At 40.6% G+C, this 23,418-nt stretch carries 22 protein-coding genes; 2 read left to right on the forward strand and 20 right to left on the reverse strand.

Annotated elements, in window-relative coordinates; genetic code table 11:
- Positions 1-41: 41 nt before the first annotated feature.
- The 9 genes from L1283_RS06270 to katG form a co-directional block, all read right to left on the reverse strand.
- On the reverse strand, positions 42-635 hold the full coding sequence (locus L1283_RS06270) for a GNAT family N-acetyltransferase (RefSeq protein ID WP_232475565.1): 594 nt from the start codon (positions 633-635) through the stop codon (positions 42-44).
- 96 nt (positions 636-731) lie between these two features.
- Positions 732-1,574, reverse strand: coding sequence for an ABC transporter ATP-binding protein (locus L1283_RS06275; protein ID WP_088162256.1), 843 nt, complete (start codon positions 1,572-1,574; stop codon positions 732-734).
- Complete coding sequence (locus L1283_RS06280; RefSeq protein WP_286849620.1) at positions 1,571-2,587, reverse strand: FecCD family ABC transporter permease; 1,017 nt, start codon at positions 2,585-2,587, stop codon at positions 1,571-1,573. The genes L1283_RS06275 and L1283_RS06280 overlap by 4 nt, the downstream gene beginning before the upstream one ends.
- Positions 2,584-3,585 carry an ABC transporter substrate-binding protein gene (locus L1283_RS06285; RefSeq protein ID WP_088162258.1) on the reverse strand — a complete coding sequence of 334 codons (1,002 nt, stop codon included), beginning with the start codon at positions 3,583-3,585 and terminating at the stop codon, positions 2,584-2,586. Before L1283_RS06285 ends, L1283_RS06280 begins: the two co-directional genes overlap by 4 nt.
- Positions 3,586-4,116 (reverse strand): urease accessory protein UreE, encoded by a 531-nt coding sequence (locus L1283_RS06290; RefSeq protein ID WP_088162259.1) that lies wholly within the window; start codon positions 4,114-4,116, stop codon positions 3,586-3,588.
- A gap of 157 nt (positions 4,117-4,273) precedes the next feature.
- On the reverse strand, positions 4,274-5,002 hold the full coding sequence (gene hypB / locus L1283_RS06295; protein ID WP_075993447.1) for a hydrogenase nickel incorporation protein HypB: 729 nt from the start codon (positions 5,000-5,002) through the stop codon (positions 4,274-4,276).
- Between the two features lie 13 nt (positions 5,003-5,015).
- Positions 5,016-5,360 (reverse strand): hydrogenase maturation nickel metallochaperone HypA, encoded by a 345-nt coding sequence (locus L1283_RS06300; protein ID WP_088162260.1) that lies wholly within the window; start codon positions 5,358-5,360, stop codon positions 5,016-5,018.
- Between the two features lie 82 nt (positions 5,361-5,442).
- Positions 5,443-5,844, reverse strand: coding sequence for a hypothetical protein (locus L1283_RS06305; RefSeq protein ID WP_088162261.1), 402 nt, complete (start codon positions 5,842-5,844; stop codon positions 5,443-5,445).
- Positions 5,845-6,149: 305 nt separating this feature from the next.
- Entirely contained in the window at positions 6,150-8,429 is a 2,280-nt protein-coding gene (gene katG / locus L1283_RS06310; RefSeq protein ID WP_088163641.1) for a catalase/peroxidase HPI, read from the reverse strand.
- A 266-nt stretch (positions 8,430-8,695) separates the two neighbouring features.
- Between katG and L1283_RS06315 the strand changes: the two genes are divergently transcribed.
- Complete coding sequence (locus tag L1283_RS06315; protein ID WP_088162262.1) at positions 8,696-9,280, forward strand: DUF4126 domain-containing protein; 585 nt, start codon at positions 8,696-8,698, stop codon at positions 9,278-9,280.
- 531 nt (positions 9,281-9,811) lie between these two features.
- Here L1283_RS06315 and L1283_RS06320 read toward each other — a convergent pair.
- From L1283_RS06320 to L1283_RS06355, 8 genes are all read right to left on the reverse strand, one after another.
- The gene (locus tag L1283_RS06320; protein WP_088162263.1) at positions 9,812-10,267 is read right to left on the reverse strand and encodes an Hsp20/alpha crystallin family protein; all 456 of its coding nucleotides are present in this window, start codon (positions 10,265-10,267) and stop codon (positions 9,812-9,814) included.
- 76 nt (positions 10,268-10,343) lie between these two features.
- Positions 10,344-10,637 (reverse strand): hypothetical protein, encoded by a 294-nt coding sequence (locus L1283_RS06325; protein WP_075993452.1) that lies wholly within the window; start codon positions 10,635-10,637, stop codon positions 10,344-10,346.
- Positions 10,638-10,875: 238 nt separating this feature from the next.
- Positions 10,876-11,214 carry a hypothetical protein gene (locus tag L1283_RS06330; RefSeq protein ID WP_198385938.1) on the reverse strand — a complete coding sequence of 113 codons (339 nt, stop codon included), beginning with the start codon at positions 11,212-11,214 and terminating at the stop codon, positions 10,876-10,878.
- Positions 11,215-11,226: 12 nt separating this feature from the next.
- Positions 11,227-11,784: an RNA polymerase sigma factor gene (locus L1283_RS06335; RefSeq protein ID WP_198385939.1), complete on the reverse strand. Its 558-nt coding sequence runs from the start codon at positions 11,782-11,784 to the stop codon at positions 11,227-11,229.
- A 231-nt stretch (positions 11,785-12,015) separates the two neighbouring features.
- Complete coding sequence (locus tag L1283_RS06340; protein ID WP_286849617.1) at positions 12,016-12,999, reverse strand: FAD:protein FMN transferase; 984 nt, start codon at positions 12,997-12,999, stop codon at positions 12,016-12,018.
- Positions 13,000-13,085: 86 nt separating this feature from the next.
- A complete protein-coding gene (locus tag L1283_RS06345; RefSeq protein WP_286849616.1) occupies positions 13,086-15,284 on the reverse strand; it encodes a PepSY domain-containing protein in 2,199 nt (732 codons plus the stop codon).
- 14 nt (positions 15,285-15,298) lie between these two features.
- Entirely contained in the window at positions 15,299-15,784 is a 486-nt protein-coding gene (locus tag L1283_RS06350; protein WP_075993457.1) for a DUF2271 domain-containing protein, read from the reverse strand.
- Positions 15,785-15,802: 18 nt separating this feature from the next.
- Positions 15,803-17,308 carry an ankyrin repeat domain-containing protein gene (locus L1283_RS06355; protein WP_115050911.1) on the reverse strand — a complete coding sequence of 502 codons (1,506 nt, stop codon included), beginning with the start codon at positions 17,306-17,308 and terminating at the stop codon, positions 15,803-15,805.
- Positions 17,309-17,734: 426 nt separating this feature from the next.
- Here L1283_RS06355 and L1283_RS06360 point away from each other — a divergent pair, with 426 nt between their 5' ends.
- Positions 17,735-18,679, forward strand: a complete 945-nt coding sequence (locus L1283_RS06360; protein ID WP_075993458.1) for an alpha/beta fold hydrolase — start codon at positions 17,735-17,737, stop codon at positions 18,677-18,679.
- Here L1283_RS06360 and L1283_RS06365 read toward each other — a convergent pair.
- The 3 genes from L1283_RS06365 to L1283_RS06375 all read right to left on the reverse strand — a co-directional run bounded on the left by L1283_RS06365 (position 18,676) and on the right by L1283_RS06375 (position 23,414).
- Positions 18,676-19,731 carry an acyltransferase family protein gene (locus L1283_RS06365; protein ID WP_088162265.1) on the reverse strand — a complete coding sequence of 352 codons (1,056 nt, stop codon included), beginning with the start codon at positions 19,729-19,731 and terminating at the stop codon, positions 18,676-18,678. The genes L1283_RS06360 and L1283_RS06365 overlap by 4 nt on opposite strands.
- Positions 19,732-19,797: 66 nt before the next feature.
- On the reverse strand, positions 19,798-20,898 hold the full coding sequence (locus tag L1283_RS06370) for a family 43 glycosylhydrolase (RefSeq protein WP_232475566.1): 1,101 nt from the start codon (positions 20,896-20,898) through the stop codon (positions 19,798-19,800).
- A 41-nt stretch (positions 20,899-20,939) separates the two neighbouring features.
- Positions 20,940-23,414 (reverse strand): glutaminase family protein, encoded by a 2,475-nt coding sequence (locus L1283_RS06375; protein WP_115050909.1) that lies wholly within the window; start codon positions 23,412-23,414, stop codon positions 20,940-20,942.
- Positions 23,415-23,418 lie beyond the last annotated feature (4 nt).

Here is a 23,418-nt window from a genome sequence, read left to right on the forward strand (position 1 = left end):
TCGAATAAATTATATATTTTTTGGCTTATCCACTTTTAGGGTTAAGCAATACGATCAACGAATAATTCCATGTGTATCGTTGGAAAATTCGATTCATTACAAAAGTCTTTCAATTGAAATCCCTGTTTTCCCCAAAACTCATAGGCTCCAGTCAGGAATGGGTGGGTATGTAAATAAAGCCTTTCAATACTTTTCTCCTTAGCTACAGCGACCAAACCCTTGAATAAGGCCGTTCCCAAACCTGACCTACGGTAACTCGGGTCAACAAAAAGTCGAGCAACTTCCACCGTTTTCCTTCTATCAATATCCAAGTGCGGGAAACGGTAATCATAAGCCAGCATACCAACGACGCCAATCAGTTTACCCTGCTGATCTTTTGCCTGCAAGAACGCACCAGCCTCAGCCTCAAGATACACGGCTGAAAATGCCCGTAGATCTTTGGGAAGCTTATGTGCATCCAACATCGGGAACAACTGTTTTCTAAATTCAATGACATAAGGTAATACGACATCAATATCTTCCTTTTCAACACGAGATATGCTGATATTTTTCAAATGGGGTTGTGTGGGAAAACATCGCTTGCTCATCAGTTGATTATTAACCAATATATTGCCGCTGTCTTTGATGGTATTCATATCGTTATAGCTATTTTTAAAATATTTGCACAGTAAACTGAGCATCTCAGGTACAAACCATGATTTTTCATAAAGGAACCTATTTAGACAGCCTCGTCATGGCGTATTCATTTCAATTTTGGCTTCGGCGTTATGCGCTGAACCCGCAATGGTGTCAAATGCCCTATCCGCACCCAGCATCGGAACAAACATCCATTTCTTTTGATTTTCCAAACTGATCAAAGGAAGTTGATAGGTCTGTTCCAATAATTCCCGTACTTGCTCCCGCTCCAGACCGTGCAGATCCACGAGCCTATTGTCCTTCATCAGATAAAACTGATCACCAAAAAGATACGCCATGTTGGGGTCGTGCATCACACATAACACGGTTGTCCCCTCTTTGACCAGCTCCTTGGCTGTCTGCAGAACCGCAATCTGATACTTCAGATCCAAATGATTGGTGGGTTCATCAAGCAATAATAAATCAGGCTGTTGTACCAACACGCGACAAAGTAATACCAATTGTCGCTCTCCTCCAGATAAAGAGGTATAGGGTTTGTCCTTTAAATGTGTGAGGTTAAATCTATCCAAGATCTGTTCAACTGCCTCGAAATCTTCCTTATTTGGTGAAAAACGAGAAAATGAGGCTCGTCCCGTCAGAATAACATCAACAACGCTAAAAGGAAATGTGGTCTGATGGAACTGATTCAGAAAACCCAATTTCAATGAATTGGCCCGACCAACCTTCCAATCGCGACGTTCTGTTTCACCAATAAGAACTGATCCATTATATTTTTTTTCCAGCCCGGCAATAATATTAAACAGAGTCGATTTACCACTTCCATTTCGACCAAGAATAACAGAAAGCTTTCCTTCCGGAAATGACATGTTTACATCATTTAAAATGACATCCTTACCATAGGCAAAAGAAAGTTTTTTGATATGAATCGAATTATTCATGAATTCCAGTTGATTTCGTTACGGCGCATCAGATAAATAAACAAGGGAGCGCCAATAATCATTGTAAAAACACCGATCGGAATTTCAAATGGCATAACAGCCCTAGAAAAATCATCGATAAGTAATAGGAAAGTACCTCCAATACTGATATTTGCCCACACAATAATATTGTTATTGGGTCCAAAGATCATGCGGCTGATATGCGGTACAATTAATCCGAACAGACTAATCACCCCGACAGCTGCTACAGCTGATGCCGTAATTAGTGTTGCCACAGCAATGAAGACCAATTTCAATATTTTCGGGTTAACGCCAACAGCAATTGCTTCTTGATCTCCAAGGGCGAGAAGATTCAGCTTCCAGCGCAAAAGGATCAGGATCCCCAATCCTATTGTGATCGGCAGGAACGCTTGCTGTACTTTCGACCATGATGCTGTATGTAGGTTCCCCATTGTCCATTGCACAATAGCTTGTAATTTATAGGGATCACTAATGTATTGTAACAGGGTTAACATTGCTGTAAATACACCGGAAATAACCATTCCAGCCAACACCATCCCAATAATCGAGGTTTTCAAGCCGGCATTTGAAACAAAATAGGTCAAACCTACCGCACATACACCAAACAGAAATGCCGATAGATTGACGGACAATAGAGGGAACAACATGGCCAATGCGGCCCCAAAAGCAGATCCCGAAGAAATACCCAATGTAAAGGGATCAACGATTGGATTCCTAAAAATGGCCTGTAAAATTCCGCCGGAAGAAGCTAATGCTGCTCCGACCATAAAGGTCAACAGAATCCGTGGTAAACGTACCTGCCACAATATCGTATCCATGTTATCTTTTAATACCGTATTATGGTCTCCGATATAAATCCCCACTTTCAATCCGATGCGTTGGCAGAGCTCGACAAAACCAATGTGCTGACTTGATCCTACAAGTAAGGAAAGCAATAAAACCAACAACGGTAAAACAACTAGCAGAAACAGCTTTTTTAATTGATGTATCATTGAAGTAGTCCTGCTTTACCGTATAGTTTTTCAAAAGCTATGGTCATATCCTGATCAAGCTGCTGTTTCGTATAATCCGAAAAACACCAATGCCTAATTTGTTTGGCAAAAAGCATAAATTTGACGGTATGTGGATCGTATGGGAACGACGGTGACATCACAAATACCTGTTTATTTTTCACTGCAGGTAATGCCGCGAGTTCCTTCAGATTATATACGTCTGCCAGTTTAGAATTCCAAAGAATAATGAGGTCCGGATTCCATTTATAAATCGTTTCTGCACCGACATTTGGGGCTTCCATTTCTAACGGGCAGGCATTAGCTGCACCCGAAAGCCGGATCGCCATATCAATCAAACTACCACGACCGGATGTCGAAAGTACTCTACCTTTAGACCAGGCATAATAAACCTTCTTCTGTATTTGATCCTTGGGAGCAGTCATTTTTTTGATCTCCGCCGAAACAAATTGAACAATTTCTTCAGCTCTCGCTTTCTTTCCGAGTAAGGCTCCCATCCCTATCAGTTCATTAAAAATACTTTTTTCATCCTGCGAAGAAAAAGTAAACACGGGAATTCCAAGATCTTCTAATTGAGAAATATTATCCTGATCAGTATTGAACGTCAAAACAAGATCAGGGTTCAAGCCCACTATGCTTTCTACATTATTTGCCTGGCCTGCGAAGGTAGGCGTTGCCAGTTCTTTTTTTGCAATTCTTTGATCCAATTTGGATAAAAAGCTATAGGTATCTTGGAGCTGATAAACCTGTTCAGGAATACCTACAAGGCTATTTTCAGCGCCCAACATATACACTTCATCAACAAGCGAAGGGAATAGTACAACTACACGCTTTGCCACATGCGCCAACACAACTTCCTTTCCTCTGCTATCGACTGCTTTCACTTGACTGTTGAGCGTGCCGGATTGCCGATTTTGGCAGGCACTCAATATACCAGAGCATACCAAAAGCAATACAACTATAATTCGATTCACTTTCATTTAATTATCTTTTCGAACTTGTTCACCCAAACTGATATGCCCGTCTATTCTCTTTAAATCTGGATTCTTCTTATTTTTAGCCTGCAAACGAATCAAATCTTCGGATAACAACAAGGCTTCCTCCAACTGAATCGACGTTCCATATTTTGCTAGAACCTGTTCATAAAGCCGTCCATCGTAAGGAAGACGAAGCGATTCGGCATCTGTTACGTTGAATATCGGCAGATGTCTATTTCCGATGAAATAACCGAAATCTGCAAGCTGAACCAAATCCGTTGGATTAAATCTTATCGTCAACGAAGGCTTGACAACCAGGATCGCTTGCAGCGTTTCCTGATGAAATAAACCATCACCATGGTGCCATTCCGCACCCTGGTCCAATTGCATAAGGATTGCTTTTCCGTTTATTGTATTGCGCGTCAGGCGTCTTTTATGAACTTCATACCACTCAAGATGCACTTGATCGACCTCGCTAAGGGCAAACGCCTTGTTTGCGACAATTTTATCTATTGGTATAGGCAGCTTATTCATTTTTGTAAACTTATCTTCATCACACGTTAACAGCACTATTTGGCTTTGTTTTCAGTGCTATTTATTTCCTCAAAAAACAGCACTATTGCGTCAACATTGAACAGGATAACAATAAAACATGGATCATTATTATCCTATTCATTTTATCTGTTGTTCATTATTTTACTTCAAGCGCTTTATATTGATCTTTTTTTGCCTGAACTCTTTCTTTTAACCAATCACACCAGGTATCAAGGCCGTCACCATTTAATGTACTGATTGTAATAACTTCCAGATTGGGATTTACCTCGCGCGCGTCTTTCGTTACCGCATCCACGGAGAAAGGTACATATGGTAATAAATCCGCTTTGGAAACCAACATCAATTCGCTTGTTAAAAACATACGTGGGTATTTTTTTGGTTTATCATCCCCTTCTGTTGTCGCCAATAAGGTTACGCGGTAATCTTCACCCAAATCAAATGCTGATGGACACAATAAGTTCCCGACGTTCTCAATAAACAACAGATCTATTCCTTCAATATCAATATGATCCAGGGCTTGTAAGATCATTTGTGCCTCAATATGACACATTCCTCCAGTGACAATCTGCAAGGCATTGATGCCCACATCGCGCATACGTACCGCATCGCGTTCAGTTTCTGGATCGCCCACTAAAACAGCAATATTCAAATCCTTCGACAAACGTTTTCCCGTCTCTTGCATCAAGGTTGTTTTACCTGACCCCGGAGAAGAGCATACATTGATCACACAGACATCTTTCAGTCTATCGCGGATGGCTTTTGCGACAAAATCATTTGCTTTTAATAAATGTAGTGTTGTATTTTCACATTGAACCGAACCTACACGGTTACCTAAACTTTTAGGATTTGGAGTATTGTCTGACATGATAAACGATTTTTTAGTCTTGTTTAAAAATTACTTTTGAAATATAGAGTTCATTTCCCTGAACAATTGTGCTGGAGGGTTGTCCGCAGTCACAGACAAATCGATGAAAATGAACAGGGAAATTTTTCTGACAATGTTCACAGTATGCAATGATATCGTTTACAACGACCTCCATTTCCATATCCTGGTATTGCGTATTTTCAGCAATAAAAGCATCAAATGCATTTTGGATCAATACAGGCTGAACGTTGGATAACAATCCTGCTGTAACTTGAATTTTTTGAATATCATCTACCCTAGCCTCATAATGCGAGGTCAACGTATCAAAAATATCCTTTACTATACTTAGCTCGTGCATTGGTATATTTTAAGAAATAAATAAATTTAGAAAAGAAATGGCAGATTTCTTTGCCTGTCTGATGTGAAGAAAAGCTTACGCCTTAGCATGGAATTTTGATTTGCTCAAACAGCAAAAATCGAGCTATGGGTATAGGCTCAAGATCTAAGGTATGTTCATACCGATAGTCTTTCTGCAATGGGGATGGCAGTAGTTCATGCCAAAGCAAATCAACAGTAACCAACCAACGATCCATTAACCAATCTTGTGCTACTTCTACGTCCATTTCCGCAACAATGGATTGAAGCGATGGGTAGAGTGAACAAAAGTGGCTATGATCTTTTGGAAAATGGGTTATACGTGAATCTCCCGCGTGTTCTGAAGGACTTTTTGAAGATAAATACGAGGATTTAAAACTATCACTTTTCAGTACAAGACTGTTTGCATTTAAAATTTTAAATGATAATAACAGTGCTGCAAACAGAAAAATAAAGTGCTTCCACATAGCTTTAACGTAACAAAGTATCAAAGATTCCTTTGAAACCAATACAAAGTTACTACCGATCAAAGAAGAAAAAGTAGCACAAATCTTGAATTTTATTTCACAAAATAGGAAACACCCAAAGAAAATTCCATAATTCTATATATATTAAATTAAAATTTGGTTAAAGTGAGATTAAAATGATATTAGAGGCAAAAATTGGGTATTTTTTGTCGCAGCTAAATACAAAATATTTTCTCCAATAGCAAAATCATAAAAAGCCAGCCTCGATAGGAGACTGGCTTCTTGAACGGCTTAATTTTTATTCATTAGCGATGCAAATCGAAGCGATCCAGCTCCATCACTTTATTCCACGCCTTCACAAAATCTTGTACAAATTTTTCGTTTGCATCGGCACTACCATATATTTCGGCAACGGCTCTTAGTTCAGCATTTGAACCAAAAACAAGGTCTGCTCTTCCTGCTTCCCATTTTTTAATACCAGTTTTACGATCTGATCCTTCAAAAACTTCCCGATCCGGAGAGATTGCTTTCCAAGCTGTTCCCATATCCAATAGATTAACAAAAAAGTCATTGGTCAGTTGGCCAGGTCGGTTAGTCATTACGCCTAGTTGAGAACCATCAAAATTGGCTTGAAGAACACGCATCCCGCCAATAAGGACAGTCAATTCAGGAACCGATAAGGTCAGCAACTGCGCCCTATCAATCAATAACGATTCCGTAGACACGGTATAAGCCCCTTTGCGATAGTTTCTGAATCCATCCGCAATCGGCTCAAGATAACCCATTGATTCTACATCAGTCTGTTCCTGTGTCGCATCCATACGCCCAGGACGGAACGGTACTTTGATATCATGCCCAGCAGCACGAGCTGCCTGCTCTATCGCGGCAACACCGCCCAAGACAATTAAGTCTGCCAATGAGATCTTCTTTCCGCCCTGTTGTTTTCCATTAAAATCCTGCTGAATCTGCTCCAGCGCAGTAAGAACTTTTTGCAATTGTGCTGGATTATTAACTTGCCAATACCGCTGCGGAGCCAGACGAATTCGAGCACCATTTGCACCACCTCTCATATCCGACCCACGGAATGTAGAAGCTGACGCCCAAGCCGTCGTTACGAGCTCGGCAGAGCTTAGTCCCGCCTTCAATAGGGCGGATTTCAATGTACTAATGTCATCCGCATCGACCAAAACATGATCGACAGCCGGTATAGGATCTTGCCACAATAATTCCTCAGCAGGAACTTCGGCACCTAAATAACGCTCTCTTGGCCCCAAATCACGGTGGGTTAACTTAAACCAGGCACGAGAAAATGCATCAGCAAACGCATCTTGATCTTCGTAAAATTTACGCGAGATCTTTTCATAGATTGGATCAAAACGCAACGATAAATCTGTCGTCAGCATCGTTGGTCTGCGCTTTTTATTTGGATCAAAAGGATCTGGAACATTCGAATCGGCGCCTTTGGCGACCCATTGGTGTGCCCCTGCTGGGCTTTTTGTCAATTCCCATTCATGCTCAAACAGATTCTTAAAAAAGAGGTTGGTCCATTCCGTTGGTTTTTGTGTCCAAATGACCTCCAGTCCACTAGTAATTGCATCAGCACCTACTCCACTGCCGTAAGTACTTTTCCAACCTAATCCTTGTTGTTCTATACCGGCAGCTTCAGGCTCTTTTCCGACATTGTCGGCAGGTCCAGCTCCGTGAGTTTTTCCAAAAGTATGCCCACCTGCAATCAAAGCGACAGTTTCCTCATCATCCATAGCCATCCGACCAAAAGTATCTCGTATATCTTTTGCAGCCGCTATAGGATCAGGGTTTCCATCCGGTCCTTCTGGATTAACATAAATTAACCCCATCTGTACCGCTGCCAACGGTTTTTCAAGATTACGTGAGTGTTGCTTACCATCTGCATTATCATCGGCAGACAAAACACCATGTGCTTCAACTACGCCTTCTGAACCATGTGCATAACGAATATCACCGCCTAACCATGTTGTTTCAGAGCCCCAATATACATCCAATTCTGGTTCAAAAGCATCCACACGCCCACCGGAATAACCAAAAGTTTTGAAGCCCATAGACTCCAAAGCGACGTTACCGGTTAAGATCAATAAATCTGCCCAGGAGATATTTTTACCATATTTTTGTTTGATAGGCCACAACAGGCGACGCGCTTTATCTAAGCTCACATTATCAGGCCAGCTATTCAAGGGTGCAAAACGTTGCTGACCAGACCCAGCTCCGCCTCGACCATCGCTTACCCGATAGGTACCGGCACTATGCCAAGCCATCCGGATGAATAATGGTCCATAATGACCAAAATCTGCCGGCCACCAATCCTGTGAATCGGTCATCAATGCATGCAAATCTTTTTTTACAGCTTCTAAATCCAACTGCTTAAATGCTTCTGCATAATCAAAGCCTTCGTCCATCGGATTTGACTTGCTCGCATGTTGTCTCAACAGATCTACACGAAGTCTATTTGGCCACCAATCCTGATTCTGAGTTCCCCCTCCCGCAACGGCGTTGCGCATAGTACCATTGTGAAATGGGCATTTGCTAATGTCTTTTTCGTTGTTGTCCATATGAAAAGAAAGTTTATTTATATAATACCTTAAGTGATCAAATTGTTTGACTTCCACTTTCATAAAATTACATAAATGCACTACCACTTGTACATCGAATGATTTGATACACTATAATCAAAATCTATATACACCATTATCAGATATATAAAAACTTGAAAATCATCTTTTAGCGAGACTCCAGAAAACGCGGATTTTTAGCATTGCTAAAACAAAAGCCATTCTTTTATTATTCTACAATTAGGTTGTATCAAAAAATATTGGCCATGAGTGAACTTTCTACATTTTTGGTGAGTGCTTTTATAGGAGTGAGTTTGGCGGCAGCCACTGGCTTCCGGATTTTCATGCCCTTATTTTTATTGAGTCTTGGCTGTCGGCTGGAATTGTTCCAAGTTGGCAATGAATTAGCCTGGGCGGGTTCACCGCTTGTTTTAGCAGCAACAAGTATAGCCATGATTTTGGAAATAGCGGGGTATTACATCCCTTTTATAGACAACATATTGGACAGCCTATCCATCCCCTTAGCAACCATAGCCGGTACTTTACTTTTCGCTATACAGTTTACAGATATTTCTCCTTTTTTCCGCTGGGCTATGGCCATAATCGCCGGTGGCGGTACTGCAGCAACCATTAGCACGGCCCTGGCAGGCACCCGAGCTGCCTCTTCGATCGGAACGGCCGGTTTTGGTAATTTTATGATTTCGACAATGGAAACCATCGGTTCTACGATCTTAACTATACTCGCCATATTTGTGCCTTTTATGGCTATAATCGTTGTTATTGGCTTGTTTTACTTCTTTTGGCGATTTGGCAGAGAACAACTACATAAAAAACTTAAAAGAACTGAATAGCTGTCATAACATCTAAATAAACTTGACACAGCGCTATACAAGCTACAATAACAGCAAGCCTCACCTACACAGGCAGAAGCCAATTTAGCAGATGCACAAACCAACTAGGAATATTGTCTCCATCTTAATAGACATAAGCTGATCAATATCTGCATAAAATCATAATCCCTAACCTTTATACCTGTCAATCAAACGAAGATATGATGGTAATCAAATTATACCTTTCAACAGTACTTGTTCAGTGCTTGTTCAGTGCTTGCTCAGTGATTACTCAGTGTAGACTGAATAAATAGTGACTAATTACTGTCTAAAAACTGATTAAAAATTGTTATTAGGTATAATTTGGTATTAGTTTTTTTCCATTTAGTAAATATATATGCTGCTTTGGGTGGAGGCCGGAGGTAAACCATAAAAAAAGGACAGCAAAATTCGATGCTGTCCTTTTTCAAAATTAGCCCTTATGCTGATTTAAGTTTACGCACATAAGCAACCTTTACTTTGATGTGCGCCCAAATCAAAAACTGGCTTTTACTAATCAATAGCAACTTCTTGTGGTCGTATTACTTTTTCAAGATCTTTTGGAAGAATGACAGTCAATACCCCATCCTCGAAGCTCGCATGCACATTATCTGTAAGCACTTGTTCATTCAATTGGAATTCACGTTCAAATGCCATTCCATCGTACTCTTTATAAATATAATCTATGGCATTGTCCTGTGCATTCTCTGTACATGAAATTTTTAGTATTCCGTCATTTATACTGACTTGGAATTGTTCCTTCTTACGGCCAGCAGCAAAAAGCTGTACTTCATAGAATTCTTGATTCTCTACAATATTTACAGGAACAGATTGCTGTCCGCCACCACTGTGTGCGGTTTCATCTTCAAAAAAATGTTGTTGAAATTTTTCAAAACGGTCTTTAAAATGTTGTCCGCAAAATTTGTTATGATTTGAATATCCTCTGGTATAATGATCTCTTTTAAACATGTCTTTAATTTTTAATATTGAATAATACGTTGAACTAATACATGACGAATTGCTTCGTCTTTGCAGTTTTTTAACCTTAATAAACGGGAACTATCGTTGCTTTCCTAGCACGTTTTTGTCCTTGTAATGGTACGATAGCGACCGCAGTGTTGTAATGACGGTGAACATTCGGATATACCGGAGTCCTATCCATTTTGAATGCTTGTCTATCTCTCCTACGCATTCTTGCTGCCGCGAAGCTTCCTATTCCGAAGAGAACTGTCCCAAACAATAAGAGTTTAAAGATCGTCCCAATAATCAAGGTTGCTAATCCAGCTATTGCCGTAAGCACAATCAGGCGAGGCAATATAAATCGAAGTTTATTTTTCATTTGAATACATCTTTTTTGTAAAATGGTTGCTGGCTTCCTCCATTTTCATCTGATTGAAAACGACATTCTCCTTGACCATTCGTATTTTGTAACTAATTATTATGCTGTCCAACATCCATTCTGACAGAACATCGCGTTCTGCTATTCCCTTAGAATCAGGATACCGGCATAAAAAAAGGCGCCTTTATAGAAGAAGACGCCTAACAACAGTTTTTACTTTAAAATTTTTATTCTTTTTTTAGAATCCACATCGTCCTCCAAAACGACGCTTCCATTCTGCCCTCAAACGCTCCCTTTCCTCATCGGAAAGATCTTCTCCTTTTTCCATCTGACGCGGAAAACCTTTTCGAAATCTCCCCCCTCCAGGTTTACCAAAACCCCTGCCGAACAGAATTCTTGACAAAACAAAGAGTCCCAATGCCTGCAAATAGGTAATTGTTTTTAAATTGAAAATATCAACCATTAATGTATTCCATAAATATTGTAGTAAGGCTACCAACAAAAAAACACCAATGGTAATAGCGACAAACATAAAAGCGAATTTACCCTTCCGCTGTCTATTCATTCTTCCATTCATAGCTTAATCCTTTTAAAATTTTAATTCTTCATACAAACTTCGCAACCGTACCCGCAGGTGCTTCACGGCATACCCTTTTCGACTGATAATCGTCTTGAGGTTCTCATTTTCCATAACGGCAATTTCTTGAAGTGTTTTCTCTTCCAGCTCATTCAGCACAAAAACCCGACGCTGCTTCTCCGGCAATTCCTCCAATGCTTTCATCAGCTCATCCCAAAAAATATCCTTAAATAATTTTAGCTCGGGATTATTGGAGTCGTCGGCCAAAAGGAACTGACGAATAGGGAAAGTACTTTCACTATCATCATCACCTGCTATCATATCATCAAGTGATTCATTTTTCTTTTTCCGATAACTATCGGTAATCTTATTCCGTGTGACAGCATAGAGCCATGCTCCCGCATTCTCCAGTTCGTCCATATTGGTCAAACGGCTAAATTGATACCAGACTTCCTGTAAGATATCTTCTGCATCCTCCGTTTTCTTTACTTTCCCCTTAACAAAACGTAGCAGTTGACTTCCATAAGTCTTAACGATATCCGTAAATGATCTGGAATTTTTTTCTGCCATATGATTTTGGTATGCAATGTCCATAGCAGCATAGACGAACTAGTCGAACTTTTACTTTAAATTATTTTCAAGGATCTACTTTCTTGCTGACTTCCAACGGATGAACAACATCACACATTCTTTTTTCGTCGTCTTTCGTATACGCTTTGTTCGCATAAATATACTAGATAATCAGCTAATAGGCTATGCTTTCTATACACTTTATGCAACATAAAAAAGTCGTTCCATGGTTTAAGATTTCCGGCGCTGCTGAATGACCTTATCTTTATCGGTAATAAAAATATAATGGTATGCTGGAAAACGCTGAATCAATTTTTTTCCTTCTTTCTCGCCCAGTACCATTATTGACGTACTGAGTGCATTTGCGACTTCCGCTGAGGGTCCATAAATCGTCACTGAAGTTAATCCCGTAGCTGGGTAACCTGTCACCGGATTTATAATATGTGAATAACGTTTTCCATTAATCTCCGCATATTTCTCATAGCTGCCCGAAGTTGCTACGGCCATTTCATTCAAACGAAGAACTTTGACCATTCGATGGGCTTTGAACGGATTGTTTACGCCCACTTTCCATGCATCGTCCTGGGGTGGGCTTCCCCAAGCCGACAGATCACCAGAAGCATTCACTATACCTGCTTCAATCCCTTTTGCTTTCATTATTTCCCTGCCCCTATCTGCCGCATAGCCTTTCCCAATAGAGCCGAAACCGATCTTCATACCCGGTAACTCCAGAAAAATTGTCGAAGCCGCACTATCGAGGCGAATGTGTTGATAACCAACTTTCTCTACAGACCTCTTAATCACTTCTTCCGAGGGCATTGTGGTCATGCTGCCATCAAATAGCCAAACTTTATCTAAGGCAACAATACTGATATCAAAAGCACCACCTGAATTTTGAGCATATTGGATTGCACGTTGTGTTAGTTCAAACACTTCTCTATCCACCTTAACTGGCTTAATCCCTGCATTGCGGTTTACCGCTGCTATTTGGGTTTGCGGACGCCATTCTGAAATCAGATTTTCTATTCGATCTATTTCGGAGATGACTTCATCGATATGCTGATTTGTAATCGAGCTATCCCGATCTACCAAGCTAATTTCGAAAACAGAGCCCATAAGGGTAACCTGTCGCTTTACCAATACCTGCGCAATCCCTGAAGTAATGGATACAAAGCAGAGAATTAAAAGCAGGCCACAGTGTTTATTGTTCTTCATGAGATTGATCTGAAAAAGGGATTAAAAAGTCGATGTGTACCAAAAGCAGTTTTACCGATGGGATATACTATTGTACCACCAATTTACTAATAACAATCGGTTAAGATCTGTCCATTTTCTTTATAGACTGCAATAGTTTTGCCGACATGTTCCAAAAGTAGCTCATTTAAAGTATGTTCAACATCATGCTGCATACGCAATGCTCCACAAAGCAATATACAACCTCCTTTATCAAGCAATTCGACAAAATATAGCGCATCCCGACGAATCAAATCCATGACATATTGTGCATTTTCCTCGCGTGAAAAAGCCAGTTCAAGCTGTTTCAGATGTCCCAGCTTTATCTGCTCATCAGCAAAATCTATATAGTGTGCTGTCATTTCATTTCGATGGCGAAAACCAGCATACAGACGCAAAGGTGTCATACTTTCATTCGCTGAAATCATGCCTAGAAAAGGTGCTACCCCTGTACCATTCGCAATTAAAGCAACGGCATTTGCCGCTTTCGGAAAATGAAAACTTGGATTAACCATGACACGTGCCTGCAGGGGTTGATTCGGTTCCAATCGATAAAGGAAGCTCGAGCCAAATCCATCAGGAAACAATTTCACCACAAGCCGAACCATACCGTCTTTGTAACCTATCGAATAAAAACGTTCACGTTGATCTTGCGCGGGATAGATTGCCAGTAAATCCCCCGATTGCATTTTAATTTTACCTGAAGGTTTCAGGACTAAAGTAAAGGTCGTGTTACTAGCTGAAACAGTAGACTTCGCTATCACCTTAAATCTCGTCAATCCGACGACTTTAGCACTATAAATAGCCGGTGCAGAAGCTAATGCAATATTGGTCTGAGCAGACCACTGATGTATCCATGAAATAAGCTCATCAACATTCTTATCATTAACTGTGTGTAAATCTGTTAGTCGAGAAGCCCAGGCTTGTTTTTCTAATAAATGATCAATTTCGCGCGCATAGGCACAAAAGTCGGGATAGGCTTTTGAACCAAAGCCCAGAACTGAAAATTGTACGTCTTGTTCTTGCGGATGGCTGTTGAGCTTATGTTCAAATTGAAGTGCATTGGATGGTGCAGTTCCTAGCCCGTATGTTGAGGTAAACACAAGCAAGTGTTTTGCCTTTGGAAAGCATTGATATTGATTCATTCCGAGCAGCAACGATTTTTGCCCATCCGCTAAGAGTTGTTTATGGATCTGATTGGCGAAAAACAGCGTGCTTCCATTTTCCGTTCCGAAAAGAATAACAATCTCTGCTTCTTCAGGTTTATATTTATTCTTGATTTTAGTACGCCTGCGCTTGAATGTGATTGCAAAGCCCGTGTAAATAAAGAACACAATATTCAAAGATGCGAGCCCCAATATAATGGCCCATATGATATTGGTCTTGCCCGTATGGAGGTCCAAAGAAAACTGTTCGGCCAATGCTGTAAAGGGATACTTTACTTCTTTATGCAAGCTTCCATTCAACTGATTTATGGTCAATTCCCGATCGCGAAGCTTCAATATAAAAAACTCGTCAGGATCGTCTTCCATAAACGGAAACTCCAACGTCTTCAAATCGACAAGTTTTGTATTTTGGAATATTGAAAATTTTGCCACCTCCAATTGAATATCTTCCTTCATCTTATTGGGATATTCAATTGTTTGGTTCGGCTTTTTTAAGATTTCAATACGCACCAGAAATAAATAGGTACCTGTTAGGGCCAATATCAAAATTGGTATCAAAAATAGACGTCCTGAAACAACATGGAAATACTGTGCGAAAAAGTCCCGGTTGATTTTAGCAAAGAAATGTCGAACTCCCTGTTGACGCCTGACAATCAGAATAATTCCTGAAATAGTAATAAGAAACAACAGAAATGAAACCACACCAATAATCACCCGACCGGTCACTTTAAGAAAGAGTGAGCGGTGTAAAGCTGTAATCCATTGAACAAATTGGGACTTATTCAATTGGGGACCCAGCAGACGCCCCGTATTCGGATCGATATAACCTTTCACGGTGTTGCCATCTGCGTCTATGGCATCAATGCTCACGAATTGATTGTGATCTACCGAGATCGCTATGATTTCAGGATAAACCTTGCGCAAAGCTGTTACTGACTGCGCAAGGTTTAACGTTTCAATATGTTCAACCCGATAAGGCGGAATTTTTTCGTTAACGGCGTCAATGGCCAATATTACGCCAGTTATCGATAATAAAAGTAAAAAGATAGAAGAAACAATAGCTAAGGCTAAATGTGCATACCTCCAAATAGATACCAGCATTTTTACCCCTTTTCTTATTGTACTTTATTTAACTTAACAAGTTTGATATATCCCTTGCCATTAGCTTTTTCAGTGATAGCCTCCTTTGTCAAAGGAATTTCAACATCAGCAGTATGGTATTTTTGTTCCTCTACAGCAGATTCAAAACGGAGTTTATACCCTTTGTTAAACTTCGTTTCATCAATATCCAATGTCCGCATGGCACGGTCACCGCCACCAACTGACGCGCCCGTCACCGCATTTAGCTTTTCTTTGGTTTTATTTTGGAACTTGTACCATTCCTTGATTGTATTATACCATTGTTTATCAGATCCCAATACGGCGAGTGTTTTTTCGTAAGCTCCACTAGGATTAATCAGTGAAATCACCACGTAGGCTTTCTCACCTTCATAGGCATTCATTTGGATCATACACTTATATTTAGCTGCCTGTGCAAAAGAGCTTAGGGCTGCCATCGAAAATAAAAGGGTGGCTATCGTGGTTTTAACTATGTTATTCATCTTCAGTTGTATCTAATTTTATTTCAAAAAGTCAAGCTGCACATTGGATTTAGACAAGAAATCGTTTTCTTTCGCCAAATCATAAGCCGTTTCATCGAATTCTGTTTTCAATTCCTTTTTTGCACCAAGGGAAACCAATGTTTTTAGCAAGGAATCGTCTTTCGCTATGAGAGCTGCCTTATGTAGTGCCGTCGTTCCCTCTTTATCCTGTGCATTAATATCTGCTCCAAGTTCGCTGGCTTTCTGGATAAGCTTCACATTCTCTTTCGCTACTGCCAAATGATACAATGTGCTACCATTTTTTTGCGGAGCAACAACGTCCAATCCATTCGTCTTAAGGATCGTTAATTTTTCTTTAAACTCATCCCCTTGTGAAGCATTTCCCTGTCCACCGGGTCTGCCGCCCTGAGGCAATTCTCTGTAGGAATTAAACCAGTAAAAGGCCAAGTTATTACCTTCCTTATCCAATAGCTTGATATCGGCTCCATCTTTAATCAACAATGCCACGATTTCGGGGGCCCCATTCGCTACAGCCTTGGTCAATGCAGATTCGCCTTTTTCATTTACTGCATTTACGTTCTTCGCTTTAGCAAGTAGCAGCTCGACCAATTTAGCATCCTTACCACTAGCAGCCACCATAAGCGCTGTATTTCCTTCGTTGTCCGCTTTTGCGACATCTACACCTTTATCCAAAAAATAATTGATCACGGCCATATCTGGTCTGCGAACTAAAGCATGCAGCACTGTCGCTCCTTCTTTATTTACAGCCTTGGGATCCAATTTGAACTTTTCAACCAAATAGGTATAAACCGACAAACCATTCGATGCTTGTCTGGAACCCTGAGTCGCAAAAAATAACGCATTATTGGTTGGTTTTACGCCACGGGCGATGAATTTCTCCATGAGCTCGGTATTTCCAAGTTTAGCCGCATAATCCGTCACTGTACGGCCCGACTCGTCTTTATCTTGAATAGATAATCCTTTTTTAATGAAATAATCCGTCAATGCAAGGTCCTTGTCTGCAGACGCTGCAAGCATCATTAATGTAGCACCACCTTCATATTTTTGCTTGGGATTCACACCCGCTTTAAACAAAGCATCATAAACGGCAGTATTTGTATTTCCTGTCGAAGCTGCATAAGCAATAATTGGGTAACCATGGCTATCTTGGTAATTGACATCCGATCCTTTTGCAATTAAAAACTCGACAAGCTCCGCATTTCCACTTGACGCTGCCCAGTGTAAATAACTACGGCTGTGATGCGTCTTCTTCGTTACACTATTCCCTTCTTGTTCGATCATAAACTTGACAACATCCGTCGGAGCGCCATTTAATATCGCCATTGTGACTGGATCAAAGGATGCCGCATTAGGCTGAGAAGGGCTATTTCCTTTGCTGATTTCTTCTTTAACAATTGTCAAGGTAGGTTTACCTTTCCAAAACTCGCCGTTCATTAACGAATTTGTTTGCGCCTGTGCATAAGTTGCAGCGAATAATAAAGCTGCTAAAAGTGTCTTTTTCATCCTTTTATTTGTCTTTTGAAGTTGATGAAGTAACATGGCCTATTCATTCCCACTCAATTATTCGGCAAATTGAGCTACAGTCATACGATAACTTGGGTCGAAATACATCGTGCTGGTTTCATCAGAATATAAGTGTAAATGCGTATATTTTAAGAACAAGGGAGCTTTCCGAATTCGATTTTGTACAACAATTTCTGCATACAGAGAAGCCCATGTTTAAAATAGAATAACTAGTTTATTTAAATTAATTCTAAATTAATGCAAATCTAAAAAATATTCCCAAACCACAAAAATTAATCGTGCTAATTTTCATTGATCAACTGCCCTTAAAGCCTTTCGGTCTCATCCGAACAAAATCGGAAAGAAGATTGTTAAACTTGCAAATGCACTAAAATTATCTTAGTTTACTTAAAATAAAGAGGTATAATGAGCAAGGTAGCATCCAATTTTTATACAATCAGCGCGACGACTGAAAATGAACATAAAATTTTCTATCGTTTGTATGTACCCGACGACAATCAGATAGTAGCAACAATACTCCTGGTACATGGCATGCAGGAACATAGTGGTCGGTATGAAGAATTGGCCAATTATCTGACTACACAGAATTTTGCGGTTTTAACCTACGATCAATTGGGTCATGGAAAGACAGCTCTAGATGCCGATCAATTGGGGTATTTTAAACAGCATGGGGCTAAAGAACAACTCATTGATGACGCCATTACAATGAGTAATTTCTTGAGAAAAACATATCCGCAACCGCCTCAATTTATTTTAGGGCATTCCATGGGATCCTTTGTCACACGCTGCGTTTTACAAAAAATTGGCCAGCAATATAAGGGGGCCATTATCGTGGGGACAGGCCAACGTCAAAAAGGTTCCACAGCTTTTCGCCTTTTACTCACTCTTCTCAATAGTATTGCCCCAAAAAGAAGAAGTAAATTGATCAACCGTATTTTTGACAGGCGTAATAATGCTCGATTTAAGAACGAGCCCAACCAAAATAACAGCAATTGGTTAAGCGTAAGCAAGACAAACCGTATTTCATTTTTGGAAGATCCACTTTGTGGGGGATTGTTTACCAACAATGGATTTCATACCGTGTTAGATCTTTCCTTGCAAGCGACAGATATCGAAGCTACCAAGAATATCCCAAAAAATCTTCCAATTGTATTTATCAGCGGACAGGATGATCCAATTGGAGATTTTGGAATGGGCGTTGAAAAGAGCGTAGCGCAGTTAATTGCACAGGGGCAGACCGACATAACCATTAAATTATATCCAGGCATGCGGCATGAAATTTTAAATGAAGACTGCAAAATGGAGGTATTCCAGTTCATCAGTACCTGGCTTCATCGCCATTTAGTTTAGTTCCGGCTGTAATATTTCCGAATAGGCTCATCTAAATATTTAAAGACCAATAAAGCTAAAAAAATCAACGACAGCATTCCAATTATAATAATCACAGCCATTTGCTTATTCGATGGGCGATGGAGCTCCACATAGCTCATAAAAATCCAGATAAATGGATAATGAATGATATAGAGCGGATAGGAAATATCACCTAAGAACTTGCATAACTTCCTGACCCCTCCAAAAACAGGTAGTCCTCCTATCCCCAGCATGAGCAATAAAGGAAAATAAAAGATAACGACAATAGGATCGATGTACTTACCATAAACATCAGAAAACGGAATGAAAAATACGACAGCAAGCAGACCAAGAACACTGAAAAAAGGAAGCTTGTTCGAAATAGTCCAGTTCGACCTAAAAATAAGTAGTCCCATTGAAAATGAAAACCATAAACGGATTCCCCCAGCCCAAAAATTATCTGCCCCAAAACCTACAGCTAAATAGCCGGAACGAAATGATTCGGCACATAGCGCTGCCGCACCGAGGAGCACTATTCCCCAAAGAACCTTTTTTGGAATCCGTACCAGTATCAAAGCATAGGCTATATTGGCGATATATTCCCAAAATAGCGACCATGTAGGTGGGTTTAAATGAAAAAGATTAAAATATCGCTCTGGTACAGCTGGGTATGGAATCAACGTTATCCCACTAATGAACATCCCTATCTTCTGTAAGACGGAAAATGAGCTGGCCAAATTACTGAATGGGTCGTAAATAAATGCAAATAAACCAATTAATGTACCGATTATAACCAATGGGTGCAATCTTAGCAAACGCAAAAGAAAGAATCGTTTTAGACCAATTGTAACCAGCTTCTGATCGTAGGCATAGGCAATTACAAAACCCGATAAACAAAAGAAGAAATCAACGGCTAAATAGCTATGTGGAATAAAATTATTGCGATAATCCGGTTGTGCAATTTCCATAAAGTGAAACAGTACGACTGCAATTGCGGCCACCCCACGCATGGCGTCAAGAAGTTCAAAATGTTTCTTCGTTTGATGTATCATATTTTTTATGGACAGCGAAAATCCAGGCCCACAAAGGTAGGCCTCTGCTGCTAGCTATTGAAAATTCTATTTAAAATTAAACGTTGGGGCCCGTTGCGCTGCAACACTGCTGGTTGCCCCTTCAATTTTGGGCCAGTCCTTATCCCAGATAATCTGATCCAAAAATAGCATCCGACGATTTCCCCCCGTCGCAACACGAGGCTGCTTTGGGTCCATGCCATGATAGAGTATCCAATCTTTTCCCTTATCGTCTGTAATAATGCGCGAAGTATGACCTGTCCCCACAAATTGATCATTTCCCTTTAACAACAACGTTCCACTCCCCCGCTGTGTAAGATTACGCCCCTCTTGATCGGTATAAGGTCCCTTCAGCTTGCGAGAGCGACCCACAAGAACATGATAACTGCTTTTTTCTCCTTCACAACAGGAGCCTTTGGATCCGATAAAGTAGTAATATCCTTTCCGTTTATGGATCACCACAGCTTCAAAATCCCCAGCAGCAACTTTAAATTTTTTAGTTAAATCGGGTACCGCAGTCCCATTTTCATCGAGTTCAACACCATATGTTCCCTGCGTATTCGCATCACTAAAACTACCCCAGAACAGATAATTCTGCCCATTTTCTGTAAAAAAATAAGGGTCTATTGAATTAGGTACATCGATCTCCTTGCTATCAAAAAGTTTACCTTGATCGATAAAGGGGCCTTCCGGTCTATCGGCTAGGGCTACACCGATACCGGGGTTGGGGTCTCCCCATGTTGAATAAGCATAATATAAGATATACTTACCATTTAACCGCACCACATCTGGTGCCCAGATTCCCCCCTCGGCTTTCCAGCTCGGTTTTGAGCTGAAGGCCGTTCCAATCCAGGTCCAATGAGCAAGATCAGCCGATTGTAGAATAGACACCAAACGCTGTCCCTTTCCATCGCCCCAATTGTCGGCTGTCCCGTATGCGTAGAACATTTTGCTCTGAGGATCTCTAACGACTGTAGGATCAGCAAGTATAGGCTCAAAAACCGGATTGCTGTAGGTCTTATGCTGAGCCGTAGCATTTGTTATTTGACCAGACTGCTTAACTGAACCTGGAGAGCTTCCGCAGGAGCTCAACAAGTTCAGTACGACAACTCCGCCGATCCAATATCTGAACAACATTGCATTCAACATCTTATTATTTTTTTATATTATTTTCTTCATCACAGGAAAAGCTATTTTGCTTTTCCCAATTTCTCTTCCAACATTTTGATAAAATAGCCCCCAACAACGGATCTTGCTTTAAATCCAGCTCTCTTAGGACGGTCTGTATACGTCCAATCCGACATGGGAACACGGTCTGTTGTTTCGTTCATAAAATGGTAGACTGGCTTTAAAAATGCCTCAAAGGTAGGCTTGTCATTTGCCATGGTCGCCGTCCAAATAATCCAATCGGTTTTGGTATAAGGCTGACGATTGTCCAGGGGAAGTCCGTATTTATTTTGTTTGCCGAGATAGTATTTAATTTCAGTTTCACGAATAGAGGGGTCAAAAATATCCATCTTAAGCAATTTATCCCAGACCATATTATACTTTTGGCTCCAGGTTCCGGTTTTATCAAAAGTCAACTTATAGTGATCCCCATCTTCAGCCATCTCTTTCCATTTCATAGCCATTGCCTTTGCTTCGGTCAGATACTTTTTCGCCGTAGCCTCTTCACCAAGCATTTGGGCTAGATAACCGTAAGATGCAATACCTAAAATAGCTTTAATTGATAAATTGGCATTATGCGCAAAATGGCCCGCGAAATCATCTGTGCACAATTGATTTTCGGGGTCAAGACCTTTATCTACTAAATAATCTACCCAGGTAGACAACACTTTCCAATGTTTTTTGGCATAAGCGGCATTTCCTTCGACCTTCGCTAAAGCATAAGTTAATATCAACATATTTCCCGATTCTTCGACAGGCATATCTCCACCGTAAGTTTGGCCATTCGCCAAAGGATAGGTCCCAACATCATGTGCAGCAAAAGGTTTTGTCCACTTATTGCTTTCACTATAATAAAAAATGGCGTTCATTAGTGCTTTTGCCAGTTCCGGATTATAGTAAAGGAAAATCGGAGCCGAAGGATAGGTTACATCAACAGTTCCTATTGACCCATTGCTGTCATTTTCTTTAGACAGTAAAAGCAGATCGCCATTGGGTGCTTTTACAAGTTTATGAGCGGCGATTGCCTGCCTATAGGCCAAGGCACATAATGCAGCATAGTCCTCACCTCCGTTGCGCAAAGCTGTAGCCCATAATTCGGCATCAAATTTATCAGCAGCCTTTTTGAGAGCAGTATACTCTTTGTCGGCCAGTTCAAATTGTTTCTCAATGGAACTATTTCCATTGGTATTCCAATAAGGTCGTAAATTTTGTCCAAAATATTGGATGGAGTACAGGTCATCATACCCCAACAAGATCTTATCCTGGTAGCTTGATGAGACATCAAAAGTTTGCATCAGCGCCAATTGTTGTCCTCCATTTGAAGAAGAGCTATTTTCACTCTTCAGAAAATTAGACCGTAATTGATGGCTACTTCCGACCGCGGACTTTGTCTTTGATTTTGCACCAGCCATATAGAAATACCCCCAATCTATCCGTAGGTCGTCACCTTTCCTTCCTAGAACCTGCTGGCTTTTGCTTCCTGTCTTTACAAACTGGAGATTTCCTGAAACAAAGGAACTGCTTGCAGCATCTTGAAGTGGAGAATTCAGTGCCCAATTTGGTGCTGCCTCCAAATAAAGTTGTACCTGGTGTTCCTTGCCGTCCTTCGCATGGACCGTATAGGAAAGATAATTTACGGGTCTAGCCATTAAGTCCAATTTATCCAGAAACATCGGTGCAGTAAATGTAATATTTAAATCGACCGGCCCGCAGTTAAACGAATAATGTGTTTGTGTTGCCTGCACATTGGAAGCGATCTGCTTCGCTTCATTGTCGAATTGAATACTACCTTCTTTTTCTGTAAAGAGTCCAAAATCAAAATATCCATTAGCTACCCTATTATAGCAATAACCCGCGAGTATATTTTTTCCTTTCTTCAATGTTTTTACGACATGATCGGGCAGCTTGACCCGACTATTTTTACCTGTCGAATTGCCTGTATTAGCAACCTCAATACCGTTGACGTACAAAATAGCGTCATCGTCATGTGTAAATTCGATATATACGGATTTGCCTGTAAGATCCTCACTCAGGTCAACTTCTCTTCTAATCCAAATTTTAGGTTCCTGCCAATCAGTCTCCACATTGGGTTCTTTATCCTTGGTACCAAATGGCGCTGCCCCCGTCTTCCATTGCCGTGCATCAAATGAAGGTTTCATCCAGTCTGGGGCGGGTTCATTGACAACATAACTTCCGGTCCAAGCCGCATGTTCACCCATCCGTGCCAAAGGCAAGAGCTCAGCTTCTTCTTTACCTAAGAAGCGATAGGGTTTCCCATCCACTTTAAGGACGCCCAATAAGGGGAAGGATTTTCCGGTCCAATGGCGTACAACATCCGCATTCAATTCGTTGCTATACGACCAGGCACTTGTATTGGGGTCAATTGTTACTAAAGGATAGGCAGGCGCGCGAAGATCATTCTTAAGGATTTGTTTTTGTGCAAACGACGATACCGATTGACATACAATAGCCGTTGCAATTAGTAATTTTAATTTCATTGAT

It is taken from the genome of Sphingobacterium sp. HSC-15S19, assembly GCF_050433745.1.
Taxonomy (GTDB): domain Bacteria; phylum Bacteroidota; class Bacteroidia; order Sphingobacteriales; family Sphingobacteriaceae; genus Sphingobacterium; species Sphingobacterium siyangense.

Excerpts from the sequence above, each read along its gene's own strand:
- L1283_RS06285 (WP_088162258.1), bottom strand. The coding sequence starts at position 3,585 with ATGAAAGTGAATCGAATTATAGTTGTATTGCTTTTGGTATGCTCTGGT.
- L1283_RS06360 (WP_075993458.1), top strand. The coding sequence starts at position 17,735 with ATGAGCAAGGTAGCATCCAATTTTTATACAATCAGCGCGACGACTGAA.
- L1283_RS06280 (WP_286849620.1), bottom strand. The coding sequence starts at position 2,587 with ATGATACATCAATTAAAAAAGCTGTTTCTGCTAGTTGTTTTACCGTTG.
- L1283_RS06345 (WP_286849616.1), bottom strand. The coding sequence starts at position 15,284 with ATGCTGGTATCTATTTGGAGGTATGCACATTTAGCCTTAGCTATTGTT.
- L1283_RS06370 (WP_232475566.1), bottom strand. The coding sequence starts at position 20,898 with ATGTTGAATGCAATGTTGTTCAGATATTGGATCGGCGGAGTTGTCGTA.
- L1283_RS06365 (WP_088162265.1), bottom strand. The coding sequence starts at position 19,731 with ATGATACATCAAACGAAGAAACATTTTGAACTTCTTGACGCCATGCGT.
- L1283_RS06355 (WP_115050911.1), bottom strand. The coding sequence starts at position 17,308 with ATGAAAAAGACACTTTTAGCAGCTTTATTATTCGCTGCAACTTATGCA.
- L1283_RS06290 (WP_088162259.1), bottom strand. The coding sequence starts at position 4,116 with ATGAATAAGCTGCCTATACCAATAGATAAAATTGTCGCAAACAAGGCG.
- L1283_RS06315 (WP_088162262.1), top strand. The coding sequence starts at position 8,696 with ATGAGTGAACTTTCTACATTTTTGGTGAGTGCTTTTATAGGAGTGAGT.
- L1283_RS06330 (WP_198385938.1), bottom strand. The coding sequence starts at position 11,214 with ATGAATGGAAGAATGAATAGACAGCGGAAGGGTAAATTCGCTTTTATG.
- L1283_RS06300 (WP_088162260.1), bottom strand. The coding sequence starts at position 5,360 with ATGCACGAGCTAAGTATAGTAAAGGATATTTTTGATACGTTGACCTCG.
- L1283_RS06325 (WP_075993452.1), bottom strand. The coding sequence starts at position 10,637 with ATGAAAAATAAACTTCGATTTATATTGCCTCGCCTGATTGTGCTTACG.
- L1283_RS06320 (WP_088162263.1), bottom strand. The coding sequence starts at position 10,267 with ATGTTTAAAAGAGATCATTATACCAGAGGATATTCAAATCATAACAAA.
- L1283_RS06335 (WP_198385939.1), bottom strand. The coding sequence starts at position 11,784 with ATGGCAGAAAAAAATTCCAGATCATTTACGGATATCGTTAAGACTTAT.
- katG (WP_088163641.1), bottom strand. The coding sequence starts at position 8,429 with ATGGACAACAACGAAAAAGACATTAGCAAATGCCCATTTCACAATGGT.
- hypB (WP_075993447.1), bottom strand. The coding sequence starts at position 5,002 with ATGTCAGACAATACTCCAAATCCTAAAAGTTTAGGTAACCGTGTAGGT.
- L1283_RS06350 (WP_075993457.1), bottom strand. The coding sequence starts at position 15,784 with ATGAATAACATAGTTAAAACCACGATAGCCACCCTTTTATTTTCGATG.
- L1283_RS06305 (WP_088162261.1), bottom strand. The coding sequence starts at position 5,844 with ATGTGGAAGCACTTTATTTTTCTGTTTGCAGCACTGTTATTATCATTT.
- L1283_RS06270 (WP_232475565.1), bottom strand. The coding sequence starts at position 635 with ATGAATACCATCAAAGACAGCGGCAATATATTGGTTAATAATCAACTG.
- L1283_RS06275 (WP_088162256.1), bottom strand. The coding sequence starts at position 1,574 with ATGAATAATTCGATTCATATCAAAAAACTTTCTTTTGCCTATGGTAAG.
- L1283_RS06375 (WP_115050909.1), bottom strand. The coding sequence starts at position 23,414 with ATGAAATTAAAATTACTAATTGCAACGGCTATTGTATGTCAATCGGTA.
- L1283_RS06340 (WP_286849617.1), bottom strand. The coding sequence starts at position 12,999 with ATGAAGAACAATAAACACTGTGGCCTGCTTTTAATTCTCTGCTTTGTA.